This window comes from Streptomyces sp. NPDC047049 (genome assembly GCF_040643995.1).
GTDB classification, from domain to species: Bacteria; Actinomycetota; Actinomycetes; order Streptomycetales; family Streptomycetaceae; genus Streptomyces; species Streptomyces mooreae.
This window is the reverse complement of record NZ_JBEYVM010000006.1, coordinates 77,322-102,115: the sequence shown is the minus strand read 5'-3', so window position 1 is coordinate 102,115 and position 24,794 is coordinate 77,322. Positions and strand designations below refer to the sequence as shown.

The 24,794-nt window shown below is 72.2% G+C and carries 19 protein-coding genes; 8 read left to right on the top strand and 11 right to left on the bottom strand.

All coding sequences use genetic code 11. The features are described 5' to 3' along the window. Position 1: 1 nt before the first annotated feature. Together ABZ851_RS16840 and hydA are read right to left on the bottom strand one after the other, a co-directional pair. The gene (locus ABZ851_RS16840; protein WP_361127622.1) at positions 2-1,084 is read right to left on the bottom strand and encodes a TIGR03842 family LLM class F420-dependent oxidoreductase; all 1,083 of its coding nucleotides are present in this window, start codon (positions 1,082-1,084) and stop codon (positions 2-4) included. 21 nt (positions 1,085-1,105) lie between these two features. Next, a complete protein-coding gene (hydA, locus tag ABZ851_RS16835) occupies positions 1,106-2,515 on the bottom strand; it encodes a dihydropyrimidinase (protein ID WP_361127619.1) in 1,410 nt (469 codons plus the stop codon). A gap of 365 nt (positions 2,516-2,880) precedes the next feature. Between hydA and ABZ851_RS16830 the strand changes: the two genes are divergently transcribed. Continuing rightward, positions 2,881-3,765, top strand: a complete 885-nt coding sequence (locus ABZ851_RS16830) for an ABC transporter substrate-binding protein (RefSeq protein ID WP_361127616.1) — start codon at positions 2,881-2,883, stop codon at positions 3,763-3,765. A gap of 31 nt (positions 3,766-3,796) precedes the next feature. Here the strand turns inward: ABZ851_RS16830 and ABZ851_RS16825 are convergent, their stop codons facing one another. Next, a complete protein-coding gene (locus ABZ851_RS16825) occupies positions 3,797-5,110 on the bottom strand; it encodes an aspartate aminotransferase family protein (protein WP_361127613.1) in 1,314 nt (437 codons plus the stop codon). Then, positions 5,107-5,949 carry a nitrilase-related carbon-nitrogen hydrolase gene (locus ABZ851_RS16820; RefSeq protein WP_088800894.1) on the bottom strand — a complete coding sequence of 281 codons (843 nt, stop codon included), beginning with the start codon at positions 5,947-5,949 and terminating at the stop codon, positions 5,107-5,109. Before ABZ851_RS16820 ends, ABZ851_RS16825 begins: the two co-directional genes overlap by 4 nt. 168 nt (positions 5,950-6,117) lie before the next feature. On the opposite strand from ABZ851_RS16820, the gene ABZ851_RS16815 reads away from it, so the two are divergent. The 3 genes from ABZ851_RS16815 (at position 6,118) to ABZ851_RS16805 (ending at position 8,734) form a co-directional block, all read left to right on the top strand. Continuing rightward, positions 6,118-6,549 carry a MarR family transcriptional regulator gene (locus tag ABZ851_RS16815; RefSeq protein WP_361127609.1) on the top strand — a complete coding sequence of 144 codons (432 nt, stop codon included), beginning with the start codon at positions 6,118-6,120 and terminating at the stop codon, positions 6,547-6,549. 8 nt (positions 6,550-6,557) lie between these two features. Continuing rightward, a complete protein-coding gene (locus ABZ851_RS16810; protein WP_361127606.1) occupies positions 6,558-8,096 on the top strand; it encodes an MFS transporter in 1,539 nt (512 codons plus the stop codon). Between the two features lie 83 nt (positions 8,097-8,179). Further along, a complete protein-coding gene (locus tag ABZ851_RS16805; RefSeq protein WP_361127603.1) occupies positions 8,180-8,734 on the top strand; it encodes an isochorismatase family protein in 555 nt (184 codons plus the stop codon). A 114-nt stretch (positions 8,735-8,848) separates the two neighbouring features. Here the strand turns inward: ABZ851_RS16805 and ABZ851_RS16800 are convergent, their stop codons facing one another. Then, positions 8,849-10,006 carry a Dyp-type peroxidase gene (locus ABZ851_RS16800; protein WP_361127600.1) on the bottom strand — a complete coding sequence of 386 codons (1,158 nt, stop codon included), beginning with the start codon at positions 10,004-10,006 and terminating at the stop codon, positions 8,849-8,851. 89 nt (positions 10,007-10,095) lie between these two features. On the opposite strand from ABZ851_RS16800, the gene ABZ851_RS16795 reads away from it, so the two are divergent. Beyond that, the gene (locus tag ABZ851_RS16795; RefSeq protein WP_361127597.1) at positions 10,096-11,436 is read left to right on the top strand and encodes a right-handed parallel beta-helix repeat-containing protein; all 1,341 of its coding nucleotides are present in this window, start codon (positions 10,096-10,098) and stop codon (positions 11,434-11,436) included. A 7-nt stretch (positions 11,437-11,443) separates the two neighbouring features. Here the strand turns inward: ABZ851_RS16795 and ABZ851_RS16790 are convergent, their stop codons facing one another. Beyond that, positions 11,444-12,124, bottom strand: a complete 681-nt coding sequence (locus ABZ851_RS16790; RefSeq protein ID WP_361128221.1) for a hypothetical protein — start codon at positions 12,122-12,124, stop codon at positions 11,444-11,446. Positions 12,125-12,425: 301 nt separating this feature from the next. Beyond that, complete coding sequence (locus ABZ851_RS16785; protein ID WP_361127594.1) at positions 12,426-14,987, bottom strand: SdrD B-like domain-containing protein; 2,562 nt, start codon at positions 14,985-14,987, stop codon at positions 12,426-12,428. Here ABZ851_RS16785 and ABZ851_RS16780 point away from each other — a divergent pair. Then, positions 14,986-15,207, top strand: coding sequence for a hypothetical protein (locus ABZ851_RS16780; protein WP_361127591.1), 222 nt, complete (start codon positions 14,986-14,988; stop codon positions 15,205-15,207). The two genes, ABZ851_RS16785 and ABZ851_RS16780, sit on opposite strands and share 2 nt — an antisense overlap. 368 nt (positions 15,208-15,575) lie before the next feature. Here the strand turns inward: ABZ851_RS16780 and ABZ851_RS16775 are convergent, their stop codons facing one another. Beyond that, the gene (locus tag ABZ851_RS16775; RefSeq protein WP_361128218.1) at positions 15,576-17,009 is read right to left on the bottom strand and encodes an amidase; all 1,434 of its coding nucleotides are present in this window, start codon (positions 17,007-17,009) and stop codon (positions 15,576-15,578) included. A 295-nt stretch (positions 17,010-17,304) separates the two neighbouring features. Beyond that, a complete protein-coding gene (ggt, locus tag ABZ851_RS16770) occupies positions 17,305-19,152 on the bottom strand; it encodes a gamma-glutamyltransferase (protein ID WP_361127588.1) in 1,848 nt (615 codons plus the stop codon). 244 nt (positions 19,153-19,396) lie between these two features. Here ggt and ABZ851_RS16765 point away from each other — a divergent pair, with 244 nt between their 5' ends. Next, positions 19,397-20,143, top strand: coding sequence for a hypothetical protein (locus ABZ851_RS16765; protein ID WP_361127585.1), 747 nt, complete (start codon positions 19,397-19,399; stop codon positions 20,141-20,143). Between the two features lie 201 nt (positions 20,144-20,344). Here the strand turns inward: ABZ851_RS16765 and ABZ851_RS16760 are convergent, their stop codons facing one another. Next, positions 20,345-22,282, bottom strand: a complete 1,938-nt coding sequence (locus ABZ851_RS16760) for an APC family permease (RefSeq protein ID WP_361127582.1) — start codon at positions 22,280-22,282, stop codon at positions 20,345-20,347. 208 nt (positions 22,283-22,490) lie between these two features. Between ABZ851_RS16760 and ABZ851_RS16755 the strand changes: the two genes are divergently transcribed. After that, entirely contained in the window at positions 22,491-23,366 is an 876-nt protein-coding gene (locus tag ABZ851_RS16755; protein WP_361127579.1) for a polysaccharide deacetylase family protein, read from the top strand. A gap of 391 nt (positions 23,367-23,757) precedes the next feature. Here the strand turns inward: ABZ851_RS16755 and ABZ851_RS16750 are convergent, their stop codons facing one another. Next, on the bottom strand, positions 23,758-24,495 hold the full coding sequence (locus tag ABZ851_RS16750; RefSeq protein ID WP_336048053.1) for an SDR family oxidoreductase: 738 nt from the start codon (positions 24,493-24,495) through the stop codon (positions 23,758-23,760). Positions 24,496-24,794: the final 299 nt, after the last annotated feature.

The window sequence follows — 24,794 nt, the reverse complement described above, 5'->3', positions numbered from 1 at the left end:
GTCAAGCGGGTGTGGCGGCCTGCTCCTGCCGTGGCCCGGTGGGCTGGTGCCGGTCCGCCGGTCGTGCGTTCAGTACGGGGATGACGGCATCGGCGTACGCGTCGATCACTGCTTCCTTCGCATCGTGCATGGCGTACAGCGCGAACTGGTCGACGCCCAGCTCCCGGAGCCTGAGCAGCTTGTCGACATGTGCCGACGCCGGGCCGACGAGGCAGAAGCGGTCCACGATCTCGTCCGGGACGAATGCGGTGTCGGGGTTGCCGGCGCGGCCGTGGTGGGCGTAGTCGTAGCCCTCGCGGGCCGCGATGTAGTCCGTCAGCTCCTGCGGGACCATGCCGGAGTCCCTGCCGTACGTGGACACCAGGTCGGCCACATGGTTGCCGACCATGCCCCCGAACCAGCGGCACTGTTCGCGCGCCTGCGCCAGCGCCCCGGGTGAGTCGTCCTCGGTGACGTAGGCGGGAGCCGCGACGCAGATCCTGACCTCGGACGGAGCACGGCCCGCCGCCACCGCCGCCGCGCGCACCGCCTTGACCATCCACTCCGTGAGGAACGGGTCGGCAAGCTGCAGGATGAAGCCGTCCGCCTCCTCGCCCGCCATCTTGAGCGCCTTCGGCCCGTACGCGGCCATCCAGACCGGCAGGTGGGCGCCGTCCCGCACCCAGGGGAACTTCACCGTCGTGCCGCCGCCGAGGTCCGCCTCGTCGCCGCGGCCGAGCGCACGGATGACCTTCATGGCCTCGCTGATCCGCGCGAGCGTGTGGGGCCTGCGGCCCGCCACCCGCATCGCGGAGTCACCGCGGCCGATCCCGCACACGGTGCGGTTGCCGTACATGTCGTTGAGCGTGGCGAAGGTGGAGGCGGTGACCTCCCAGGTGCGGGTGCCCGGGTTCGTGACCATCGGACCGACCGTGAGGCGGCTCGTCTCGGCCAGGATGCGGCTGTAGATGACGAACGGTTCCTGCCACAGCACGCACGAGTCGAAGGTCCAGCCGTACGTGAACCCTCCGGCCTCCGCGCGTTTCATGAGGCTGACGACCTCGGAAGCCGGCGGGTCGGTCTGCAGGACGAGTCCGAAGTCCATGGTGTTCCCCTCCTTGGTTCCTCAGTTCAGGTACTGGCAGGTGCCGCGCGGGATGTACTGGCCGTGCCCCGCGTGGCCGGTGAACTTCCGCCGGTCGATGACGAGTTCGCCCCGTGAGAGGACCGTTTCGACCTGGCCGGTGAGCTGTTTGCCCTCGTACGCCGAGTAGTCGACGTTCATGTGGTGGGTCTCGGCCGAGAGAGTCTGCCGGACGGTGGGGTCGTAGATGACGAGGTCGGCGTCGGCGCCGGGGGCGATGGTGCCCTTCTTCGGGTAGAGGCCGAACATCCGGGCCGGGGTGGCGCAGGCGATCTCGATCCAGCGGCGGCGGCTGATCCGGCCCTCCACGACGGCCTGGTGGAGGAGGTCCATCCGGTTCTCCACGCCGGGCATCCCGTTGGGGATCTTGGAGAAGTCGCCGCGGCCGAGCTCCTTCTGCCCCTGGAAGCAGAAGGGGCAGTGGTCGGTGGAGACCACCTGGAGGTCGTTGGTGCGCAGCCCGCGCCACAACGCCTCCTGATGCTCCCGCGGCCGCAGCGGCGTGGAGCAGACGTACTTGGCGCCCCCGAAGTCCGGCTCGGCGAGGTTGTCCGTGGACAGGAACAGGTACTGCGGACAGGTCTCGCCGAAGACGTTCAGCCCCTTGTCACGGGCCTGGGCGATCTCGGCCAGGGCCTCCTCGGCGGAGACATGGACGACATAGAGCGGGGCGCCGGCCACCCGCGCCAGCTGGATGGTGCGGTGGGTGGCCTCGGCCTCCAGGAGGACCTTGCGGACCTCGCCGTGGTAACGGGGGTCGGTCTTCCCCTCGGCCAGCGCCTGTTCGACCAGGACATCGATGGCGATGCCGTTCTCGGCGTGCATCATCACCAGGCCGCCGTTGTCGGCGGAGCGCTGCATCGCGCGCAGGATCTGTCCGTCGTCGCTGTAGAAGACGCCGGGGTAGGCGGTGAACAGCTTGAAGGAGGTGACGCCCTCCGCCACCAGGAGGTCCATCTCCTTGAGGGTGTGCTCGTTGACGTCCGAGAGGATCATGTGGAACGCGTAGTCGATGGCGCACTGGGCGTCGGACTTGGCGTGCCAGGTGTCCAGGCCGGCCCGGGGGGACTTGCCGCGGGACTGGACCGCGAAGTCGATGAGGGTGGTGGTGCCGCCCCAGGCCGCGGCGCGGGTCCCGGTCTCGAAGGTGTCGGAGGAGAACGTCCCGCCGAAGGGGAAGTCCAGGTGGGTGTGGGCGTCGACGCCACCCGGGATGACATATCTGCCGGTGGCGTCGAGGATGCGGTCCGCCGCCTCCACCCAGCGTTCGGCGGTGGGGTTGCCGTGTGCGGCGAGGGCGGCGATCCGCCCGTCCTCCACCAGGACATCGGCGTGGATCTCATCGGCGGCTGTGATCACCAGTCCGCCCCGGACGACCGTACGGCTCACCATCCTGCTCCTTCCACACCAGCGACATCGGCGGCACGGGAAGGCGGAGCCGACGCGCACCATCCCCCCGGCAGGTCCGCTCCGCTGACGCCACGCCACCACCGGTCTACTCCCGTAGATCGCGGTCGAGAAGGAGACCGTAGAAGCATGTCACCCACGGTGGCAATACCGTGACCGTTCATCAGCGGAGAGGTTCGTGTTGCACCGACGATCATCTGGACGGTTCAACGCGGAGCCTGCCGCGGCCGTCGCGGCAGCCACGGGAGGGGTGCGGGGACGGCCCGTTGGGCAGGTATGCGCCGACGCCGGCGGGCATTCCTCGCGAGCGCCACAGCATCCTGGCGGACGATGCAGAGAGGCGAGAGGGCATGGAACACAGCACACCGTGGGAGTTCTCCGACGACCGGGGGCGCCTTGCGGTGGCCGGGGACCGGCCGTTGCGGATCGTGGCGTACATACAGGCGGGGGCGACGCTGTGGGACCACGGCATACGTCCCGTGGGGCTCTTCGGATCCCAGCACGACGGCGCCGCCCCCGACCCGGCGAAGGGCGGTGAGCTGCCGCTCGCGGAGATCCCCTACCTGGGTTCGGGCGGCGCGCTGCACCCGGACACCCTGCTGGAGGCGGAGCCGGACCTCGTCGTGGCCGTGACGTACGACGGTGAGCAGGTCTACGGCCTGGAGCAGAAGACCGCGCTGGAGCTGGAGGCGCATGTCCCGGTGGCCACGGTCGCGGTGGGCCCGGGGCGGAGCCTGGCCGGGGTGCGCGAACGGTTCGCGGCGCTCGCCGGTTCGCTGGGGCGGGGCGAACCCCTCGGCGCCGCCCGCGAGTTGGACGCCGCGGAGGACGCCCTGCGGCAGGCGACCGGCGGCGCGGTGCGGCCGCGGGTGCTGGCGCTGTCGCCCGCGGGGCCGGAGCGGGTGCACCTGGCCCGGCCCGGCTCCTGGCCGGATCTGCGGGCGCTGACCGAACACGGCGTCGGACTGCTGGAGCCGGCCGCGGGCGCCGGGGTGAACTGGTCCACCGTCGGCTGGGCGGAGGCCGCGGCGATGGCCCCGGACATCGTACTGGGGGACGTACGGGCCAATGCCGCCCGGCCGCAGGAGCTCCGGGCCGACGAGCACTGGCGCGCGATCGAGGCCCGGGCGCGGCTGCTGCCGTGGAACCCGGAGGCCCCGTGCAGCCGGCGCGCGCACACCCGGTTCTTCACCCTGCTGGCCGACACGGTGCGCGAGTTCGCCGGGACGGAGTGAGGCTGCCCCGCCCCGGCCACCGCGGCGCCCGCTACGAGGCGGCCGTCATCCCCTGCACCGACCGCAGCGCGTCCGCGAGCAGTTCCGCGCCCTCTTCCGCCTCGGCGACCGTCAGCGTCATCGGGGGTGCGATCCGCAGCGAGGCACCGCCCTGGCCGCCCTTGCCGACCAGCAGACCGCGTTCCCTGGCGGCCTCCACGACCAGCGTGGCGGCCTCGGGCGAGCGCTCGTCGGTACCGGGCCGGACCAGTTCGATGCCGATCATCAGGCCGCGGCCGCGCACCTCCCGTACGAGACCGATGCCGGCCGAGACCGCCCGCAACCGCTCGATGAGCAGTCCGCCGACCCGCCGGGCGTTGCCCTGGAGGTCGTGTTCAAGGAGGTAGTTGAGGTTGGCGAGGCCCGCGGCCATGGTGACGGGGCTGCCGCCGAAGGTGGAGATGGAGTTGGCGGAGAGCGAGTTCATCACCTGGGCCCGGGCCACCACTCCGCCGACGGACATGCCGTTGCCGATGCCCTTGGCGAAGGTGAGCAGGTCGGGCGGGCCGTTGCCGTCGTGCGCCTGCCAGCCCCAGAAGTGGTCCCCGGTGCGGCCCCAGCCGGTCTGCACCTCGTCGCTGATCCAGAGGATGCCGTGCCGGGCGAGCACCTCGCGGAACGCCGCGTAGAGGCCGTCCGGCGGCATGGTGAACCCGCCGACGCCCTGGACCGGTTCGGCGATCAGCGCGGCGACGCCGCCCGCGGTCTGCTGGAGCATGTCCTCCAGGTCGGCGACGCAGGCGGCGATGTACGCGGCGTCGCTCAGCCCGGCGTACGGGCCGCGGCTGCGTACCCCGCCGTGCACATAGAGCGTCTGCAGCGGCGAGAGACTGGTCGGGGACCAGCTCTGGTTGCCGGTGATGCCGACGGTGGAGAAGGAGCGGCCGTGGTAGCTGTTGCGCATCGCCAGGACCTGGTTGGAGCGGCGGTGCGTGGTGGCCAGCAGCAGGGCCGCGTCATTGGCCTCCGTACCGGAGGTGGTGAAGAAGACCCGGGCGTCGGGGATGCCGGAGAGCGCCACGATCCGCTCCGCCAGCTCGACCATGGGGCGGGAGAGGTAGAGCGTGGAGGTGTGGAGGATGCGGCCGGCCTGCTCGCTGACGGCCTTGGTCACCTCGGGCAGCGCATGGGCCGTCATGGTGGTGAGGATGCCGCCGAAGAAGTCGAGGTAGCGGTTGCCCTCGGCGTCCCAGACGTGGCGGCCCTCGCCATGGGTGAGTTCGAGGGGCCGCTCGTAGTAGAGGCTGAGCCAGGAGGGCAGGACGGCCTGGTGGCGGGCGTGCAGGTCCGCGGGGTCAGGGCTCATGGCTGCACCAGCCCGTCGTACGCGTCGGGGCGGCGGTCGCGGTAGAACGCCCACTGCTGGCGGACTTCGTCGATCAGGGCGAAGTCGAGGTCGCGGATGACCAGTTCCTCCTTGGAGTCGCTGGCCACGTCGCCGACGAACTGACCGCGCGGGTCGACGAAGTAGCTGGTGCCGTAGAAGTCGTTGTCGCCGTACTCCTCGACGCCGACCCGGTTGATCGCCGCGATGAAGTACTCGTTGGCGACGGCCGCCGCGGGCTGCTCCAGCTGCCAGAGGTAGGCGGACAGTCCGCGGGAGGTGGCGGAGGGGTTGTAGACGAGCTGGGCGCCGTTGAGGCCCAACTGCCGCCATCCTTCGGGGAAGTGGCGGTCATAGCAGATGTAGACGCCGACCTTGCCGACCGCGGTGTCGAAGACCGGCCAGCCGGCGTTCCCCGGCTTGAAGTAGTACTTCTCCCAGAAGCCTTTGACCTGCGGGATGTGGTGCTTGCGGTAGGTGCCCAGGACCGTGCCGTCGGCGTCGATGACGGCCGCGGTGTTGTAGTAGAAGCCGGACTGTTCGACCTCGAAGACCGGGACGACGATGACCATGCCGGTCTCGCGGGCGAGGTCCTGCATCCGCCGTACGGTCGGCCCGTCGGGCACCGGCTCGGCCCAGCGGTAGTGCTCGGGCTCCTGGACCTGGCAGAAGTACGGAGCGTTGAAGACTTCCTGGAAGCCGATCACTTTCGCGCCCTGCGCGGCCGCCGCTCTGGCGTACTCCTCATGCTTCGCGATCATCGATTCGGTGTCGCCGGTCCAGGTCGCCTGGACCAGTGCGGCACGCACAACATCGGCCATGAGCTGCTCCTTTGTCGATGCGTCAGCCTGCAGCCCGCGCGGGATCTACGCGTGTGGAGGTGACCGTAAGCCCCGTCACGCACCGTGGCAAGACCATCTCCGCATGGCGCGTCCGGGATATCAACAGGAAAACTTGCAAGTTTGCCTGTCGATATTTACGCTGGAGATATGCCGGAAAAGGACCAGGAACGCCTGGCGACGGAGCTGGCCGCCACCGTCTCCCTGCTCATGCGACATCTGCGCGCCGCCTCGCCGCAGGGGGAGCTCACCCCGACCCAGCGCGCGGTGATCGGCCGGATCGACACCGACGGGGAGGCCACCATCGCCGCCCTGGCCCGCGCCGAGCTGGTCCGCCCGCAGTCGATGCGGCTGACCGTCGGGGCGCTGGAGGAGCGCGGCGTCCTCGCCCGCAGCCCGCATCCGACGGACGGCCGGCAGGTGGTCTTCTCGCTCACCGAGGAGGGCCGCCGGATGCTCGCCGTCGTACGGCAGGCCAAGCACAACTGGCTGGCCGAGGCCATCGCCGACCGGCTGACCCCGGAGGAGCAGCAGACCCTGGAGTCGGCGACCGCGCTGATACGGCGGCTGATGCCGGAATGAAGGCCGGGATGGACGCCGGGACGAACGGCTCCTCCGCTTCCGGGCAGGGCGGCAGGCCGACGACGGGGACGGCCCCGGCGGCCGTCCCCACTCCGCGGGAAACGGGCCGGCCCGGCCTCCCCGCTCCCCCGGCCGGCCCCGGCGCGGCCACCGGCCCCGGCGCGGCCACCGACCCCGATCGTGCCTTCGGCGCCCGGCTGATGGCACCGCTCCTGCTCGGGTCGCTGCTGAACCCGATCAACTCGACGATGATCGCCACCGCCCTGGTGGCCATCGGCCGGGACTTCCACGCCGGAGCCGCCGACACCGCCTGGCTCATCTCCGCGATGTACCTCGCCAGCGCGGTGGGCCAGCCGTCGATGGGGCGGCTGGCCGACCGCGTCGGGCCCCGCCGGGTGTTCGTCGCCGGCGCGCTGACCGTCTGTGCCGCGGGCGTCATCGGGGCGCTCGCGCCCACCTTCGCGCTGCTGATCGTCTCCCGGGTCGTGCTCGGGATCGGCACCGCGGCGGCCTACCCCGCCGCGATGGCCGTGCTGCGCGCCGAGTCCGGGCGTACCGGTCGCCCCACGCCCCGTCATGTGCTCGGCCGGCTCTCGCTCGCCGCGCTGAGCAGCGCCGCCGTCGGCCCCACGCTCGGCGGACTGCTCGCCGCGACCGCGGGCTGGCGCGCGGTGTTCGCCGTCAACGTCCCGCTCGCGCTGCTCGCCCTGCTCGGCGCGCTCGCCTGGCTCCCCGCGGACCGGAACGACGCCCGGCCGGGCCGTGCCGGGACCGGCTCCGGTTCCCTCGACCCGCTGGGCATCGCGCTGTTCGCCGCGGCGCTCACCTGCGCCATGGTCTTCCTGCTGCGCCTGGCGGACCCGCAGTGGCCGCTCCTGGTACCGGCCGGGGTGCTCGCGGGCGTCCTGGTGTGGTGGCAGCTGCGCCATCCGGAGCCGTTCCTCGATCTGCGGATGCTCGCCCGGCACGGCGCCCTGGTGCGCTCCTACCTCCGCCAGGGGCTGACCTATCTCGTCATCTACTGCGTGCTGTACGGCTTCAGCCAGTGGCTGGAGCAGGCGTACGGCGCCTCCTCCTTCCAGGCCGGGCTGATCCTGCTGCCGATGTCCCTGGCGGCCGCGGTCTGCTCGCTGGTGGGCGCCCGGACGAAGGGCATCCGTGCCCCGCTGACCGTCGCCGCGGTCTGTCTCGCCCTGGGCAGCGCGGTCTTCCTCCTGCTGCAGGGCACCGGACCGCTGGTCGCGCTGCTGTGTGCCGGGGCGCTCTTCGGCATCCCGCAGGGCCTGGCCTCCACCGGCAATCAGGCGGCCGTCTACGCCCAGGCCCCGGACGACGGGGTGGGCGCGGCCGCCGGGCTCCAGCGCACCGCCCAGTACCTCGGCGCGATCACCGCCTCCGGCGTCATCGGGCTGCTCTACGGGCAGCGCGCCTCGGACTCCGGGCTGCACGAGATCGCACTGACCGGGATCGCGCTCGGCCTGCTGCTGCTCGTCCTGACCCTCGCCGACCGCGGCCTGCGGCCCGGGGCCACCGGGAGCGGCGGCTGAAACCGGCCATCGGACACCGGCCACGCGCCGCGACGGCCGCCCCCGCAATACCTCCACCACCCCTCACCCCCCAAGGAGCACCCATGCCCGCCACCACCCTCGACGCCACGACCGCCCTGGTCCTGATCGACCTGCAGAAGGGCATCGCCGCCCTGCCCGGCGCGCCGGTGCCCGCCACCGAGGTCGTCGCACGGGGCGCACGGCTGGCCGCCGCCTTCCGGGCGCGCGGGCTGCCGGTCGTCCTGGTGAACGTCACGGGCGGCGCCCCGGGCCGTACGCAGAGCGCGCGGCCCGCCGGCAGCCCGCCCGCCGACTGGGCCGAGCTGGTGCCCGAGCTCGACCGGCAGCCCGGCGACATCCTCGTCACCAAGCAGCAGTGGGGCGCCTTCCACGGCACGAACCTGGACCTGGAGCTGCGCCGCCGCGGGGTGACCCAGGTCGTCCTCGCCGGCATCGCCACCAGCATCGGCGTGGAGTCCACCGCCCGCGCCGCGCACGAGCACGGCTACCACGTCACCCTCGCCACCGACGCGATGACCGACCTGGACGCCGACGCCCACCGCAACAGCCTGGAGAAGATCTTCCCCCGGCTGGGCGAGACCGATACCACCGAGGCGATCCTCGGACTCCTCGGCTGAGGCGCGCGGCCCACTCCGAGAGGTGTGCGTCCGGTCAAGCCGGACCGGACGGACTCCCCTGCGCAGTTCATGGGGACCAGCCGGTCGTGGGACCGGCTCCGGTAGCGCGCACGATCAGCCGAACAGCCGGTAGCCGAGGGGGTGTTGCCCGTCGAAGCCGGGGAGGATCAGGAAGGTCGCGCTGGCGGTTGTGGTGGTGAAGGACAGCAGCGCGTCGGAGGTGTCCATGTGAGTGAGGGTGGCCGTGAAAGCCCGCAGGTCGTTCTGGAAGCTGAGGAAGAGCAGGCCGGGGGCGGGCTCGTCGATGCTGTAGGAGCGGCGGAGCATGAGGCCGGCGCCGACGACGGCGGGGTTGGCCCTGCGCACGTGAGCATCCGCGGGGACGAGGTAACGGCCGTCCGGTGTCTTGGCGCCGAGGTCCGGGCCTGCGGCGACGGGGCCGCCGGAGAGGGGGACGCCGCTGGCCCGGCGCCGTCCGAAGACCGCCTCCTGCTGGGCCACGGACAGGGCGGCGAACCGCGGCAGGTCGAGTTCCATGCGCCGCAGTACGGCAAGGGTGCCGCCGGCCACCGCGGGGGGACCGGCCAGCCACAGGTCGCGTTGTTGTTCGGCGGTCGTGTGCGGGCCCACGATGCCGTCGATGAATCCGAGCGGGTTTCGTGGCGCGGTGAGGCCGTTGCCGAGGGGCACGTTCGTACCGCGGCGTGCGGACTGCCGCCAGCGTTCGTGGATGCGGTCACCGGCCTGGTCCAGGAGCGCGGCGCCCACGACCGGGAGGAGCAGCGGGTCGCCGGCGCAGATCTGGATCAGCAGGTCTCCGCCGCGTGCCCGTGGGGTGATCCGCTCGTGGGAGAACCGCGGGAGGTCGGCCGCGCCGGGCAGCGTGGCACCGGCCGTACGTACCAGCCGGGGGCCCACGCCGACGGTCACGGTGAGGTCGCCCGGCGGCAGGCCCAGCAGCCGGGGGTCACTCCCCGCGGTGAGGGTGCGGATGGCCCGGCCGAGTTCGGCCAGTAACGGACCGGCGTGCACGCCGGCGCCGAGGTCGGCCACCACGGCCAGCAGGTGGGGCTGGGCCGGCTGCGGGAGCGTGATGCCTGCCTGATGCCGGCCCATTGCCACCACGGGCGTCGGCGTGGCCGCCGCGGTAGGGGCGGGCCTTTCCGGCCGGGCGGAGTCCGAGGTGCATCCGGCGGTCAGACCGGCGGCCACCATGGCTCCGGTGACATCGAGGAACGCACGCCGCGACGGATGGTGATCGGCTCGGTGCATGGTGTGCAGAGTGCCACACCCGCATCGCGCCCGCGGTCAACCTCCCGATTCCGGCGCGGAATTGGGCGTCATGCTGCCAAACTGGGATCATGCCTCGATCAGCTCTTCGCGTGTTGGCGGCGGTACTGGGCACGCTGGCACTTGTGGCCGGCTGCGGCGGCGGTGACGGCGGAGCGAGCAGCGGCCGGCGACCGGCCGGTGCGCAGGTGACGATCCGTGTGCCCACCGATGCGCCGACGATCTCGGACGCGGTGTCGTTGGCCCGGCCCGGTGACCTGGTACTGGTCGCTCCGGGCGTGTACCACGAGTCGGTGAAGATCGACACGGCTCGCCTCACCCTTCGCGGCGCGTCCCGGGACAAGGTCGTCATCGACGGGCGGTTGCGGCAGCCGAACGGCGTGGTCGTCGCGGCGCCCGGGGTGGCCGTGCAGAACCTGACCGTGAAGAACAATACGCAGAACGGGGTCCTGGTCACCGGTTCGGCGAAAGCGGCCGCCGGGCTGCCGGGGCGAAGCGGCGGCTACGACACCGGCGACGAGCCCGTCACCTTTCTGAAGTCGTTCCTGGTCTCGTATGTGACCGCGACCCGCAACGGGCTGTACGGCATCTATGCGTTCTCCGCGCAGAACGGTGTCATCGAGCACTCGTACGCGTCAGGAGGGGCCGACTCGGGGATCTACGTCGGACAGTGCAAGCCCTGTCGCGTCGTGGTGCGGGACAACATCGCCGAACTCAACGCCGTCGGTTACGAAGGCACCAACGCCGGCGGAGACATGTACGTGGTCGGCAACCGCCTGGTCGGCAACCGGGTCGGCCTGACCACCGACTCCGACCACCAGGAGAAGCTGCTCCCGCAGCGGGGCGCCGTCATCGCGGGCAATCTGATCGCCGCCAACCAGCAGCGGGCCACCCCCGTGCAGGCCGACGGTGGGTGGGGCGTCGGCATCGGCATCGACGGCGGCAGCGACAACCGGTTCGTCCGCAACCGCATCGCCGGCAACAGCAACGCCGGGCTGGTGATCACCGCAACCGCCGACCTGCCTCCGGTGGGCAACCAGATCGTGGACAACACGTTCACCGGTAACGGCATCGACGTCGGCTGGGCGTTCCCCACCGCCACGCGGGGGCGGGGGAACTGCCTGCGTGGCAACGAGCTGCGCACCACCGTGCCCGCCCGGCTCGCGACCACCGCGTCCTGCCCGCTTCCGTCCGAGTCGGTCTCGCCGGCCGGCCGGTGGTCGATGCCGACGGCGCCCGGTGGCATCCCGTTCACCGAGGTCGCGGTGCCGGGTCCGCAGCCGCAGTTCCCCCGTGCCACCACTACGGGCGCCACCGCTGTCCCGGCCGTTCCGGCCCTGCCGAAGACGGCAGGCATCCCCCTGCCGCCGGCGTCCCTGCTCGCCGCGCACGCGCGGGTGCAGCCGTCCTGAACAGCGGCTACCGGGCCGGGGTGACACCGGGTACCGGCTCGACCGGAGCGTACTTCTGGGTGTCGAAAGCGATGACCACCGGCTGCGGCTCGGAACCCACGCTGACGCGGACCCGGTACATGGTGCCGTCCGGGCCGACCCAGTAGCGCACGTTGCCCGCCGTGCCGGAGCGGCCGGGGGAGGACGGCCCGGTCATGACGTCCACCCGATGCCCGGCCACCTGGTCCCGTCCCCACCAGGCGGCGCCGTTCTGCGGCAGCAGTTCGGCGTTGTCAGGCCGGTCGCTGCCGAGACCGAGCGCGATGGTCAGCGAACTGTCCAGCGCGCTGCCGGACGACAGCAGCGGGCGGCGGTACCAGGCCGAGCGGGGCGGCGACGCGGGTGCGTGCGCCGGGGCGTTCGCCATCGGATGGACGAACACCGAGGTGGCGGTCCACTCGATCAGCCCGTCGCTGGAGGTGTCGCGCCCGGTGCCGTGCACCACGCCGTAACCGAGCTTGGCCCGGTAGTCGACGGACCCGGTGACGGTCAGCCCGCCGGCGGTACCCGGCACAGTGATCGTCACCGCACGGCCGTGCGCCGCATAGTTACGGAACCTCGTGATCGCCAGCCGGTTCGCCTCGTCCGACGTCAGTGCGCGCGGACCGCTGGGGCCGAGGACGCCGTCGGCGAGAAGGAACGCGGCCACCGCGGCGGCCGCGGCGGCGATGACGGCTGCCGCCCGGCGTGGCCGCAGCCGTCGGCGCCGGTCAGCCGCACGGTCCGGTAGGGCTTGCCGGGTTCTCACGCTCCGCACGCGGCTCGACGCTGACACTCTTCTGATCCACCCTCTCGGTCACCATGCTGCCCGGCCACCGTGCGGTCGCGGCGGCACTCGGCAGTCCGGTGACAGACGACGCCGAGGCCGGCCCTCATGGACCGGCCGGGAGGTGAACTGCCTGCCCGCGTCATCCGGGCCGCGGGCAGGCAGATCACTGTTGTGGGTTCGTTCAGCGTTTCCGGGCGCGGCGCTTCCGGCTCATCAACGCGATGAACAGGCCCGCACCCACCAGCAGACCGGCGAGAGCGGTCATCTTGGGCAGCCCGGACATACCGGTGTGCGCCAGCGAACCCGTGCTCCCACCGCCCGGGGGCGGGTTGTTGGCAGGCGGCGCGGGTGGCGGCGGCGTAGCGGCCGGTGGCGAGGTCGGGCCCGGGGGCGAACTCGGCGTCGGGGTAGCGCTCGGGGGCAGCGTCGGGGTCCCGGTCGGCGTCGCGGTCGGGGTCCCGGTCGGAGTCCCCGTCGGCGTCCCCGTCGGCGTCCCGGTCGGAGTCCCCGTCGGAGTCCCCGTCGGCGTCGGAGTCGGCGTTGCCTTCGGGATGTACACCCCGGCGTCGATCGTGTGATCGACCCCGCCCGGCTTGTCCGGCGCCGTGACACGCGCACGGCCGTTGCACAACCGCCCGGTGGCCGGCGGAGTCACATTGGAGTCATGCGCACGGTTGCCACCGGCTCGCGGGAGCGTGAACCGCAGCTCGCTCGCCGGAGGCTGCTCGGGCACCTTGCTGGTGTCCGCGGTACACACGTCGAACTGCACCGTGTACTTCGCACCCGGCGTGAGTGCGTACTCGGCGCCGACACCACCGAAGTAGTACTCGCCGGCGGCATCGGTCCGGGTCGTGGCGACCTGTTTGCCGTCCGCGTCCAGCAGGTTGATCGTCGCCCCCGGCAGCAGCACGTGCCCCGGGTCCTGAATCCCGTTGTGGTCGCCGTCGAACCACACGACGTTGCCGATCTGGATCGGCGCGTTCGCCGCCGCGTACGCGATGTCACCGAGCCCGCCGGCCTTGCCGAACCCGCCTTGTTCCCGGCTGACGAACTGGAACCCGTTGGCCTTCGGGTTGTTGCCCGGGCCCTGACCGGTCGTGATGTCGTGGTACCCGGTCCCCGAGGTCGCGACATCGACGACCGGGTCGAACTCCGTGCTGACGACCCACTGCTGCTGCGGGATATACGCCACCGAACCCAGCGCGGTCTCCTGGTGCGCGTTGGCGAAAGTGTCGCCCGGGAAGTATTCGACGACATCGGCGGGCTGGCCGCCGCTGTTGGCGGGGGTGGCGTGGTTGGGGCAGCTCCCGGTGCCCTCCCACTGGTATTCACCGGTGGGAGTGGCGCAGACCATGGTGATGTCACCGCCGGACATGCCGCTTTCGGCCGTGTCGTTCCCCGGGCGGGGGTCCAGCCCTCCCCACCCGAGCACGTCCATGAACCGGTCGCGGAAACCCAGGATCATCGAACCGTCGCGGGCGAAGGCGAGGGAGGAGAGCTCCGGCTGCGGATCGATGAAGACGCCGCCCGCCTTCCGGTCGTCCCACGTGTCCGGGCTGGTGTTCCACGGGTTCCAGTGGGTGGCCTTGTCGCCGGAGCCGAAGACGCTGCCGCGCTTGTCGGTGAGTGCGTGGGTCAGCACCGTGGTGAACCGCTTGCCGTCGTAGGTGGAGACAACGGCTTTCAGGTCCGTGCGCTGCTGCGTGCTCTCCGCGCTGCACACCCCGCCGACGTACAGCGTGTTGTTGTGGACCTGGAGGCCGAACGGCCGCCAGTCGCCGGGGCTCGCGCACCCCGGGTCCGGGATCGGGACCGTCGACTCGGGCGCCGCGGCGGTGGCCCCGGTCGCGTCGAAGCTCACCAGGCTGCGGGTCCGCAGGTTCACCGCGTACAGCGTGGAGCCGTCCTCCGACAGGGCCAGGCCACCGATGCTCTCCTTGCCCGGTGCGTCGGTGAAGCCGGGATCCTTGATCATGTTGGCGGTGTCGTGCTGCGTCACCGCGGCGTCCGGCACCTGCGCGAACAGCTCCGGCGCACCCGAACCGCCGACCGGCACCGTGTAGATCGCGCCAGGGCCCTTCGGCCCGTACGGGGCGTACCGGCGGGCGAACGCGCTCTGGAACAGCCGGGTGCGGTCCTTGTCGTAGGCCAACCCGAACGTCGTGCCCACCTGGTCCTGCGTGGCCAGCGTGGCCGGGCACGCCACATCGCCGGGACACGTGCCCCGGGTCTTCGTCCCGAAGGCCACCAAGGCCCGGTTGTCGGTTCCGTTGGGGCCGTTGTGGACCGGCACGAAGTACCGCGAGTCCGGGAGCGCGTAGTCGGCCGGGTCCCACACCCCCGTCACCACCGAGTCGTTCTTACCGTCCGACACCTCCACGAACGACGTGAAGCTGTCGAAGTGGTTCTCCGCCGTCGACGCGGGCGCCGCCCGCAGGTAGTCGCGGTACGGGGCCGGGATGCTGACGTCGACGCGGTACTGGCCGCCGCTCAGCACGGTCGACCGCGAGACCACGACCTTGCCCGTGGCATCCGTGACGCCGGTGACATGGTGCCCGGCGGGGTCCGAGACCTTCACCTTCATCCCCCGCTGCGGTACGTCCATCGCCGCGTTGATCAGGCCGGTGCCGAAGAAGTCGCGCAGCACCTGCACCGTCAACGTGCCGTCGGCCGTCGAAGCGGCGGCCGGTCCAGCCGTCGCTCCCACGGCGCCGCCTGCCAGCAAAAGAAGGGATAACCCCATGCGCGCCAGCGGCTCCACGAGCCTCCGGGCCGACCGGCGAGAATCTCTGCCGAATCGGTTCATGGCATCACACTCCACATTTTTCTTGTCGGGAAAACGAAGCACCCGCTTCTCGCTGCCCGTCCGCTTCATGGCCCCGGACACGAACACCGGCGCGAACGCCACGGAAAAGAAAAAGGGCCCACGCTGGCGCGTGGACCGCTTTGTGGTGATCGCTTGAGGATATTGCGGGCGAGGGGTAAGCATCGCAGGCCAGGGAAAGCGAACGCGCGTTCAGGAACTCGAACAAAAAAGCCCTGGATTGCGTGTTCTTGCACCTCGATCACGGCGTCTTGGCCCCCCACCCACCACCGACCTCACCGACCGCCATCGCGAGCAGCGCGCGATATTCTATCCACCGAAGTCTCGCCGATGCCAGCAGAACTCCTGTTATCCCATCGGGACCCCCGATAATCCCCGAGTACTGCTGACTTACGTAGCGACATATCTACTCGGCGAAAGAGAAATCGGACGCAGTGCAAGCACGCCCTTGTTCTTCATGTGGTGGCCGGGACCCATGAGAACGGCCGGCTGATCCGGACGGCTCCTTTAGCGGCGCGCCCCGTCGGGCGACGCCGGATGCTCCGCAGGCCGCCGCTCGTGCCAGCGCAGATCGTCCTGGAGCTGGGCGGCCAGCGAGATCAGCCGCGGCTCACCGTGGGCCGGGCCGAGCAGCTGGGCGCCCAGCGGCAGGCCGCCGGCGCTGAATCCGGCGGGGACGCTCACGCCCGGCCAGCCGAGGACGTTCCACGGCCAGGCGTACGGACAGGCGGCGATCATGGCCTGATCCGTGCGCCAGCCGCTGAGCTTGGCGAGGGTGCCGATCCGCGGGGGCGGGGTGGCGGTGGTCGGGGTCAGCAGGACGTCGTAGGGGCCGAACAGCGCGCCGATCCGGCGCTGTTGGCGCCTCTCGACGGCCCGTGCCCTCCGCAGTACCGGCCCGCCGAGCAGCCGCCCCATCCGCGCCGCCTCCCGCGTACGGCGGTCCAGGAGGGAGGGGTCGGGGACCCGGCCCGCCCACTCCCCCACCCCGGCCGTGGCGCGCGGGACGAAGGCCAGTCCGACCAGCCCGTAGTCCGGCTCCGCCTCCTCCACGAAGTGCCCCAGCCGGGCCAGGGTGCGGGCCACGCCCGTCACCGCCTCCCGGACATCGGGGTGCAGCGGCTTGGGGGTGAAGGTGAAGGCGGCCTTCCACGACAGCGCGATCCGCAGCCGGCCCGGGTCGCGGCCGGCCGCCTCGCGCGCCGCGATGGCGGGCGGCCGGTGCAGATCGCCGTCGTGGTTGCCGCTGGCCACGTCCAGCAGCAGCGCCGCGTCCTCGACCGTACGGGCCAGCGGTCCGATACCGGTGATGCCCTGGAAGGACTCCGGGTCCGGCCAGGTGGAGATGCGGCCGCGCTGGGGTTTGATGCCGACGAGATGGGACCAGGCGGCGGGGATGCGGACCGAGCCGGCGCCGTCGGTGCCGAGCGCGGCGGGTACCAGCCCGGCCGCGACCGCGGCGGCCGAGCCGCCGGAGGAGCCGCCCGGGGTGTGCGCGAGGTTCCAGGGGTTGCAGGTGTTGCCGAAGGCAGGGCCCTCGGTGAACGGCCACTGTCCCAGTTCGCAGGCGTTGGTCTTGCCGACGATGATCGCCCCGGCCGCGCGCAGCCGCCGGACGACCTCGGCATCGCGCTCCTTGGGCGGGAACTCGCCGGCGCAGCCGAACGCGGTGGGCTCGCCCGCCACATCCGTGTCGTCCTTGACGGCGACCGGCACCCCGAGCAACGGCAGCCGCTCGCCGTGCGCCAGCCTGCGGTCGGCCTCCGCGGCCTCCGCCATCGCGGCTTCGGCCCGTACCCGGCGGAAGGCGTTGACGCCGGCCTGGGTGGCCTCGATGCGTTCCAGCGACCGCCGTACCAGCGCGGTCGAGGTCACCCGCCCCTCGGCCAGCGCCTGCGCCTGCTCGGCGAGGCCTTCCCACTCCCCGGCCCCGGCGCCGATGTGCCGGGCCGGGGCCGGACCGGTCCCGCTGTCCTGGCTCTCGTCAACACTCACGCTGCGTGCCCTCCCTGGGACCGCTCATTCGAACGAACGGTCCCAGGAGGCTAATCGTCACGGCGAGGGCCATCAACGATGCCGCGCGGTGCGCCACATCGACGACACACGGACGGCACACAGCGGCCCGCCGTGTTCCGGTGGTGTGACGCCCGGTCACGCACCAGGGGCGCGAGGGGCGGTGCACACCGTGACGGGACGAGCGGGCACGCCGTGACGACGGGACGCCCGGTGCGCGCCGTTACGACGGGTGGACGACCCTTGCCGAGCCGCCGCCGCGCCGTACCTTCTCCGCCGCGGCCAGCCAGCGGCCGTCCGGCAGCCGCTGGACGCCGGTCGCCGCGCCGATCTCCGGGTTCTGCTTGAACGCATGACCGATCGCCTCAAGTTGCCCGCGGACCGGGCTGTTCCACAGACCGGGTTCGAGTTCGGTCGTCGCCGCGTTGCGCTGGCTGGCGCGCGGCGCGGCAATGGCGTCGACCAGCGGCATCCCGCGGTCGAGGTGGTTGACCAGGCTCTGCAGCACGGTCGTGATGATGGTCGCGCCGCCGGGCGAGCCGAGCGCCACCACCGGCCGGCCGTGGCGCAGCACGACCGTCGGCGAGAGGGACGAGCGCGGCCGCTTGCCGGACCCGGGGAGGTTGGGATCATGCACCGCCGGGTCCGCGGGCGCGAAGGAGAAGTCCGTGAGCTCGTTGTTGAGCAGGAAGCCGCGGTGCGGGACGACGATGCCGCTGCCGCCGGTCTGCTCGATGGTCAGGGTGTAGGCGACGACGTTGCCCCACTTGTCGGCGACGGTCAGATGGGTGGTGTTCTCCCCCTCGTACGTCGTCGGGACGCCCTTGCCGCCGGTGGCGCAGCGCCGCGGATGGCGGGGGTCGCCGGGTGCGAGGGGGCTGGTCAGCACCTTGTCGTCGCGGATCAGGCAGGCCCGGGAGTCGGCGAAGCGCTGGGAGGTGAGGGCCTTGGCCGGTACGTCCTCCTGCGACGGGTCGCCGACCCAGCGGCCGCGGTCGGCGAAGGCGATCCGGCTCGCCTCCAGGTACCGGTGGAGGTACTGCTGCTCGCTCAGCCGGGAGACGTCGCTCCGCTCCAGGATGTTGAGCGCCTCGGCGAGGGTGGTGCCGCCCGAGGAGGACGGCCCGATGCCGTAGACGTCGAGGCCCCGGTAGCGGGTGTGGGTCGGCGCCTGGCCGAGCGCCCGGTAGGCGCGCAGATCGGCGGCGGTCAGCTTGCCGGGCCGCACCGTGCGGGTGGCTCCGGAGCGCACCGGTGGCTTGCCGACGGTACGGACGATGTCCCGGCCCAGTGCGCCGTCGTAGAGCGCCCGTACGCCCTTCGTCGCCAACTCCCCGTAGGTGCGGGCCAGATCGGGGTTCTTGAACGTCGAGCCGACCGCCGGAAGCCTGCCGCCGGGCAGGAAGAGGGTGGCGGTCGCCGGGAAGTCCTTGAAGCGCGCCTCGTTGTCCGCGGTCTGCCGGCGGAACGTCGCATCGACCGTGAAGCCGTCCGCGGCCAGCTGCCGGGCGGGCCGCAGCACCTGCCCCAGTGACCGGCTGCCCCAGGCGCGCAGGGCGGTGTCCCAGGTGGCGGGGGTCCCCGGGGTGCCGACGCTCAGGCCGCTGGTGACGGCGTCGGCGAACGGGAGCGGGGTGCCGTTCTCCAGGAAGAGGTCCCGGCCGGTGGAGCGCGGGGCGGTCTCCCGGCCGTCGAGGGTGCGTACGGTCCGGGTCTTGGCGTCGTAGAAGACGAAGTAGCCGCCGCCCCCGATGCCCGAGGAGTAGGGCTCGGTGACGCCGAGGGCGGCGGCGGTGGCGACCGCTGCGTCCACGGCGTTGCCGCCCTGTGCGAGCACCGCGATCCCGGCGGCCGAGGCATCCGCGTCGACGCTGGCGACGGCCCCGCCGGAGCCGACGGCGACCGGTGTCTTCTCCGGTGTGGCGGTGGGGGCGCGGTCCTGGGCCGCGGGAGCCGGCCGGGCGGGTGCGGCAGGTGGTGCGGCGGGCACGGCGGCGGCCGGGACCGCCACCAGGGAGCCGGCCAGCGCGGCGGCCGCTCCCAGGACGGTGAGGCGTCGGGCTCTGCTCATACCGGATATTCCTCCTGAGCGTGCGCACGGGGGGGGCGGCAGGGGCCGGAGCCTACTCGGCCCAACAGCCCGCGGACAGAGCGCTTTTCGCCTGCCGTCGCCCTGCTGACGGCGAGGATCAGCTGCCCCCTTTTCCGTACGGAACAGGGAGGAACAGGTAGCCCGGTACGGACCGGGGCAAGCCGCCCCGGGCCCCCGCCCCGCCCTCGAACACCCACCCGGTGAGCCGCTACGCTCCCCGGCCATGGACGACACCCTGCTGCTCCTGACCGTGGCGGCCGTGGCCCTGATCGTGGGCCTGGCGGCCGGCTGGGCCGTGCACGCCGCGACGGTCCGGCGGAAGCTGACCCGCGAACAGGACTTCTTCGGGCTGCCGGACGGTTCGGAGTGTGTGCTGGTCACCCACCGGGACAGCACCTCGGCGCACTGGAGCATCCCCCGTCATGACGCGCTGGCGCTGCTCGGGCTGGCCGCGGTGATCGAGAACTGTGGTGCGCACCCCGAGGTGGCCCCGCACGACACCGGCCTGCAGGGCTTCGGGGCGCGCACCGAGTTCTGTGTCGGCGACCCGACCGCGCACCGGCGGCTGGCGGCCCATCTGGCCAATCTGCTGCCGGGTGTCATGGTGCACCCGGGCGACGAGTCCGGCGCGGGCCGCGGCACCTTCACGATCGGCGGCACGGCGTACCGGATGGAGCCCGGCGCGGTCGAATACGTCCTGCTGGCGCGGCTGACCGCAGGTGAGGGCGGCGACCGCCCGGTGTTCCTGGCGGCCGGCCAGCGCCCGGTCACCCACCGGGCCGCGGTCCGTCATCTGGTCCGCAACCGGGCCCGGCTGGCCCGTAAGCACGGCGCCGACGGCCAGTTCTGTCTGCTGCTGAAGGTGGTCAACTCACAGGCGTACGGGCCCGATGTCGTCGAGCTGGTCGCCGATGTCACCAAGTCCGCGCTCACGGCCGCGGAACCGAAGGGCCACCGGGCACCGGCCTGAGACCGGCAGCGCGACAGCCCGGCCCGGTCTGGGGCCGGCCGCTCGCCCGTCCGCCGCTCCCGCGCACCGACGGGCAGCCACCCGGCCCTTCTGCCAAGCTCTCCGCAGCCTGTTCGTGACCACCCGGACGGTCCGGCAACGGGAGTACTTCCTTCCGGTGACCATGTCCGGCAAGGTGATTCAGGGGGTGCCTCTCCCCACCTACTGGGCCCTGTGGTCGCGCCCCCTCCCCGACGGGAGCCGGTAGGGCACGTTGACCACCGTCACCCCCGGCGTGAACAGCAGCCGCGCCTTGAGCCGCAGGGCGCTCTGGTTGTGCAGCGGCTGTTCCCACCAGCGCCCGACAAGGTATTCGGGGAGGACGACCGTGACGGCCCCGTCCGGATGCCGTGCGCTGACGCCCAGGACGTAGTCGATCACCGGCCGGGTGAAGTCCCGGTAGGGGGCGCTGAGCACCTGCAGGGGGACGTCGATGTCATGCCCGTCCCACTGCTCGCGCAGCCCCCGCACATCGGCGGGATCGATCGCGACGATCAGCGCGTCCAGCGAGGTGGGCCGCATCGCACGGGCGTAGCCGAGGGCCTTGAGCGTGGGCGCGTTCAACGCGTTGACCAGCACCAGGACATAGTTTCCGGCCGGCTCCCAGGGTCGCGCGTCCGGGGCGATGGCCACCTCCCGTGACACCCGCGCGTAGTGCTGGTGCACGGCGCGCATCCCCGTGAAGAGCAGCGGCATGGCGATCACCACGATCCATGCGCCGTGCGTGAACTTGGTGATCAGGACGACGACGAGGACCACGCCGGTGAGTACCGCGCCGACCGCGTTGATCGCCTGCGAACGCCGGTGCCGGGCCCGTTCCCTGGCCGGCAGCCCGCGTTCGGCGAGGACGGTCCGCCAGTGCCGGACCATGCCGGTCTGGGAGAGCGTGAAGGAGACGAAGACGCCGATGATGTAGAGCTGGATGAGGTGGGTGAGTTCGGCCTTGAACAGGATGATCAGGCCGATGGCGGCCAGCGCGAGCAGGATGATGCCGTTGGAGAACACCAGCCGGTCACCGCGGTTGTGCAGCTGCCGGGGGACGTAGCGGTCCTCGGCGAGGATCGACGCGAGCATCGGGAAGCCATTGAAGGCGGTGTTGGCGGCGAGGATCAGCACCCCGGCCGTGAACGCCTGCAGCAGATAGAAGAGCACGGTGACCTCGCCGAAGGTGGCGCGGCCGATCTGGGCGAGGGCGGTGGAGGTCGGGGTGCCCGGCGGCAGCCCCAGTTCGGTGGGCTCCACCGCGACATGCACGTCGTAGAGCATGGCCAGGGCCGTGATCCCGGCGAACATGGTGACGGAGAAGAACCCCATGATCAGCAGCGTGGTGGCGGCGTTGCGGCTCTTCGGCCTGCGGAAGGCGGGCACCCCGTTGCTGATCGCCTCGACACCGGTCAGGGCGGTGCAGCCGGAGGCGAAGGCCCGCATCCCCAGCAGGACCAGCGCCAGGCCCGTGTAGTGCGAGACGGCGTGCAGCGGCAGTCCGGCGGATTCCGCGCGGGGGGTCGCGCCGGTGGCGATCCGCACGGCGGCGAACACGAACATCAGATAGATGAAGAAGACGAACCCGTAGGTGGGGACGGCGAAGACCCGCCCCGATTCCCGGACCCCGCGCAGGTTCATCATCGCCAGCAGCGCCACGAACCCGACGGACAGCGCCATGTCGTGGCCGCCGAGGGACGGAATCGCGGAGGTGATCGCGGCGACGCCGGAGACCACGGACACCGCCACGGTGAGCACGTAGTCCACGAGCAGCGCGCTGGCGGCGGTGAGCGCCGCGTTCCGCCCGAGATTCTGCGCGCTGACGATGTAGGCCCCGCCGCCCCCGGGGTACGCGTAACAGGTCTGCCGGTAGGACGCCACCACGACGATCAGGACCAGCACGATGGCGGCCGCGGCGTACCAGGTCAGATGGAGCAGCGCGACTCCGCCCAGGCCGACGACCAGCAGGATCTCCTCGGTGGCGTAGGCGACCGAGGAGAGCGGGTCGCTGCAGAAGATCGGCAGCGCCAGTCGCTTGGGCAGCAGCGTCTCGCCGAGCCGCGCACTGTCCAGCGGACGGCCCACCATCATCCGCTTCGGCCTGAAGAAGGGGCTCATAGGCGGACAAACTATGGGCCGCCCGACGGGGGCGGAGGGAGGCTCGCGGGGCCGCCGCGCCGCACGGCCGCGGGCCGCCGGCTCCCTCCCCCGGGCAGTGCCGCCGGCCCCTTCGGCGCGCGCTCCGTGCGAGCCGATCGGGTGCGGAACGCGGCCTGGCCGGTGTCGTTCCCGCTCCCGCCGCGGACCGCATGAGAGCACGTGGAGGATGGCATCCGATCAGCGCGCGAAGACGCGGCGCAGGTTCGTGCAGGCCGCGGTCGTGGTCGGGGTGCTCTCCGCCGGCCGCGCGCTGCTCCCGGCCGGCAGCGACGCTCCGGAGACCGGCGGGCCGCCACGGGCCCGGCCCCGGCCGCAGGAACCGCACGCCGTGCCGACCGGGCCTGCCCCGGGCGGCGGTCCGGCCGGTGCGGCACACGACCCGCACTCCTACCGGCTCCGCCCGATGGCCGGCGAGACCTCCCGGTCGGGGCCGGGCGCCTCGCCGCCGCATCCCGAGGTCGCCTTCCACCTCTCCACCGACCGCCGTGAGGTCTTCCTCACCTTCGACGACGGGCCCCACCCCTTCCACACCCCCCATGTCCTGCGGATCCTGCGCCGGCACGGCGTCCGGGCCACGTTCTTCGTCATCGGCGAGAACGCCATCGAATTCCCGGGTCTGCTGTGCGACATCGCCGACGAGGGCCATGCCGTCGGCAATCACACCTGGACGCATCCGCAGCTGACCGCACTGCCGCCGGGCGCCGTCCGCAGCGAACTCGGCCGCACCAGCAGCCTGATCGAGGACATCCTCGGCACCGCCCCCGACCTGGCCCGCGCCCCGTACGGCGAGTGGGACGACCCCTCCCTGAGCATCTGCAACGACCTGGGCATGTCCCCCGTCGGCTGGGCGATCGACTCACAGGACTGGACCGTCCCCGGGGCCCGGACCATCGCACACACCGTCCTGGACGCGATGCACCCGGGCGCGATCGTCCTGTCGCACGACGGGGGCGGTGACCGCCGGCAGACCGTCGCGGCCCTGGAGTGGTATCTGCCACGCCTGCTGGACGAGGGGTACCGTCCGATCCGCATCGAGCCCTGAGGGCCCGCGCCCCGGAGGCGAGGAACGGGCCGCCGGCACCGGGAGGGAGACCGTCGACGGCGGGCATCGGCAGGGGCGAGACCGGCGACGGCGGGCATCGGCAGGGGCGAGACCGGCGACGGCGGGCATCGGGTGAGAGCGGTCACCCGATGCCCCGGAAACTCACCCTATGGTTTATCGTTCAATTGGAAGCGGGCGCCGGCACGACGACGTCCGAGGGCCCTCCCCCAGGGAAGCCGGCCCACCGCCGCACGGCAGCAGGCCCGCAGGCCACCGCCGTCACCGCCCGCGCCCCCACAAGCCGCCCCGGCCGAATTCCCCCGTTCGGCCGGGGCTTCCTCTTTGTCCCGTCCCCTTGCCCCGCCCCGTCGTCCCGATGCCGAGGCGGAGCTCAGCGCAGATACGACGCCCCGTTGACGTCGAGCACCGTCCCGGAGGTCCAGACCGCCTCCGGTGACGCGAGATAGTGGACGGCGGACGCCACCTCCTGCGGCGTGGCGACCCGGCCGAACGGGCTCTGCTGCCGGACGTCCTCCGTGAGGCGGTCCGCGACCCGCTCGGTGGCGACGAAACCAGGGGCCACGGATGCCACGCCGATCCCGTACGGCGCCAGATGGACGGCCAGCGACTGCCCCATCGCGTGCAGCGCCGCCTTGGACGCGCCGTAGGCCGGATGATCCGGCTCACCGCGGAACGCCCCGCGCGACCCGATACTGACGATCCGTCCCTCCACCTCCCGCTCGATCATGCTCCGCGCCGCGTGGTAGGTGACGTCCGCCGCCCCCAGCAGGTTCACGTCCACGATCTGCCGCCAGGCGCTCCGCCAGTCGTCGAACGACGAACGGTCCAGTGGATGCGCCCGGTTCGCGGCCGCGTTGTTGACGAGCACATCGACGCCGCCCAGCCCGTCCACGGCCGCCTCGACGATCGCCGCCGCCCCCTCCGGCGTGCTCACATCCCCCTGCACCAGCACATGCCCGCTCCCCGCCAGCCCCTCGAACGCCTCCTGCGCCGCCGCCCGCCGCGACGCGTAATGCAGGGCGACCCGGTCGCCGTGCGCGGCGAAGATCTCGGCAACCGCCCGGCCGATCCCCCGCGAAGCCCCGGTCACCAGCACCGCCCGGCTCATCGGACCCCCTCCGCTCCGGCGCGCGGACGGCTCACACCGGCACCACCGCAACGCGAGCGCGACCCCTCAGCAAACGACCAGGAATGGTTCATCAACAGCTCAGTCCTTACCTCGTGCCATGTCACCCACGTGCATAAGGAATCGTAGGGAGCCGCAAGGGACACGGGGACGGGGACAGCGGGACGGGAACTGAGCGACGGGGACGAGTACGGGCTGTCGCACTCGTTCGGACGGCACCCGTCTCCCCCCTGTGGGCATGCCGCGGCGGCGGGGCCGCAGTTGAATGCTGGGTGTCCGCC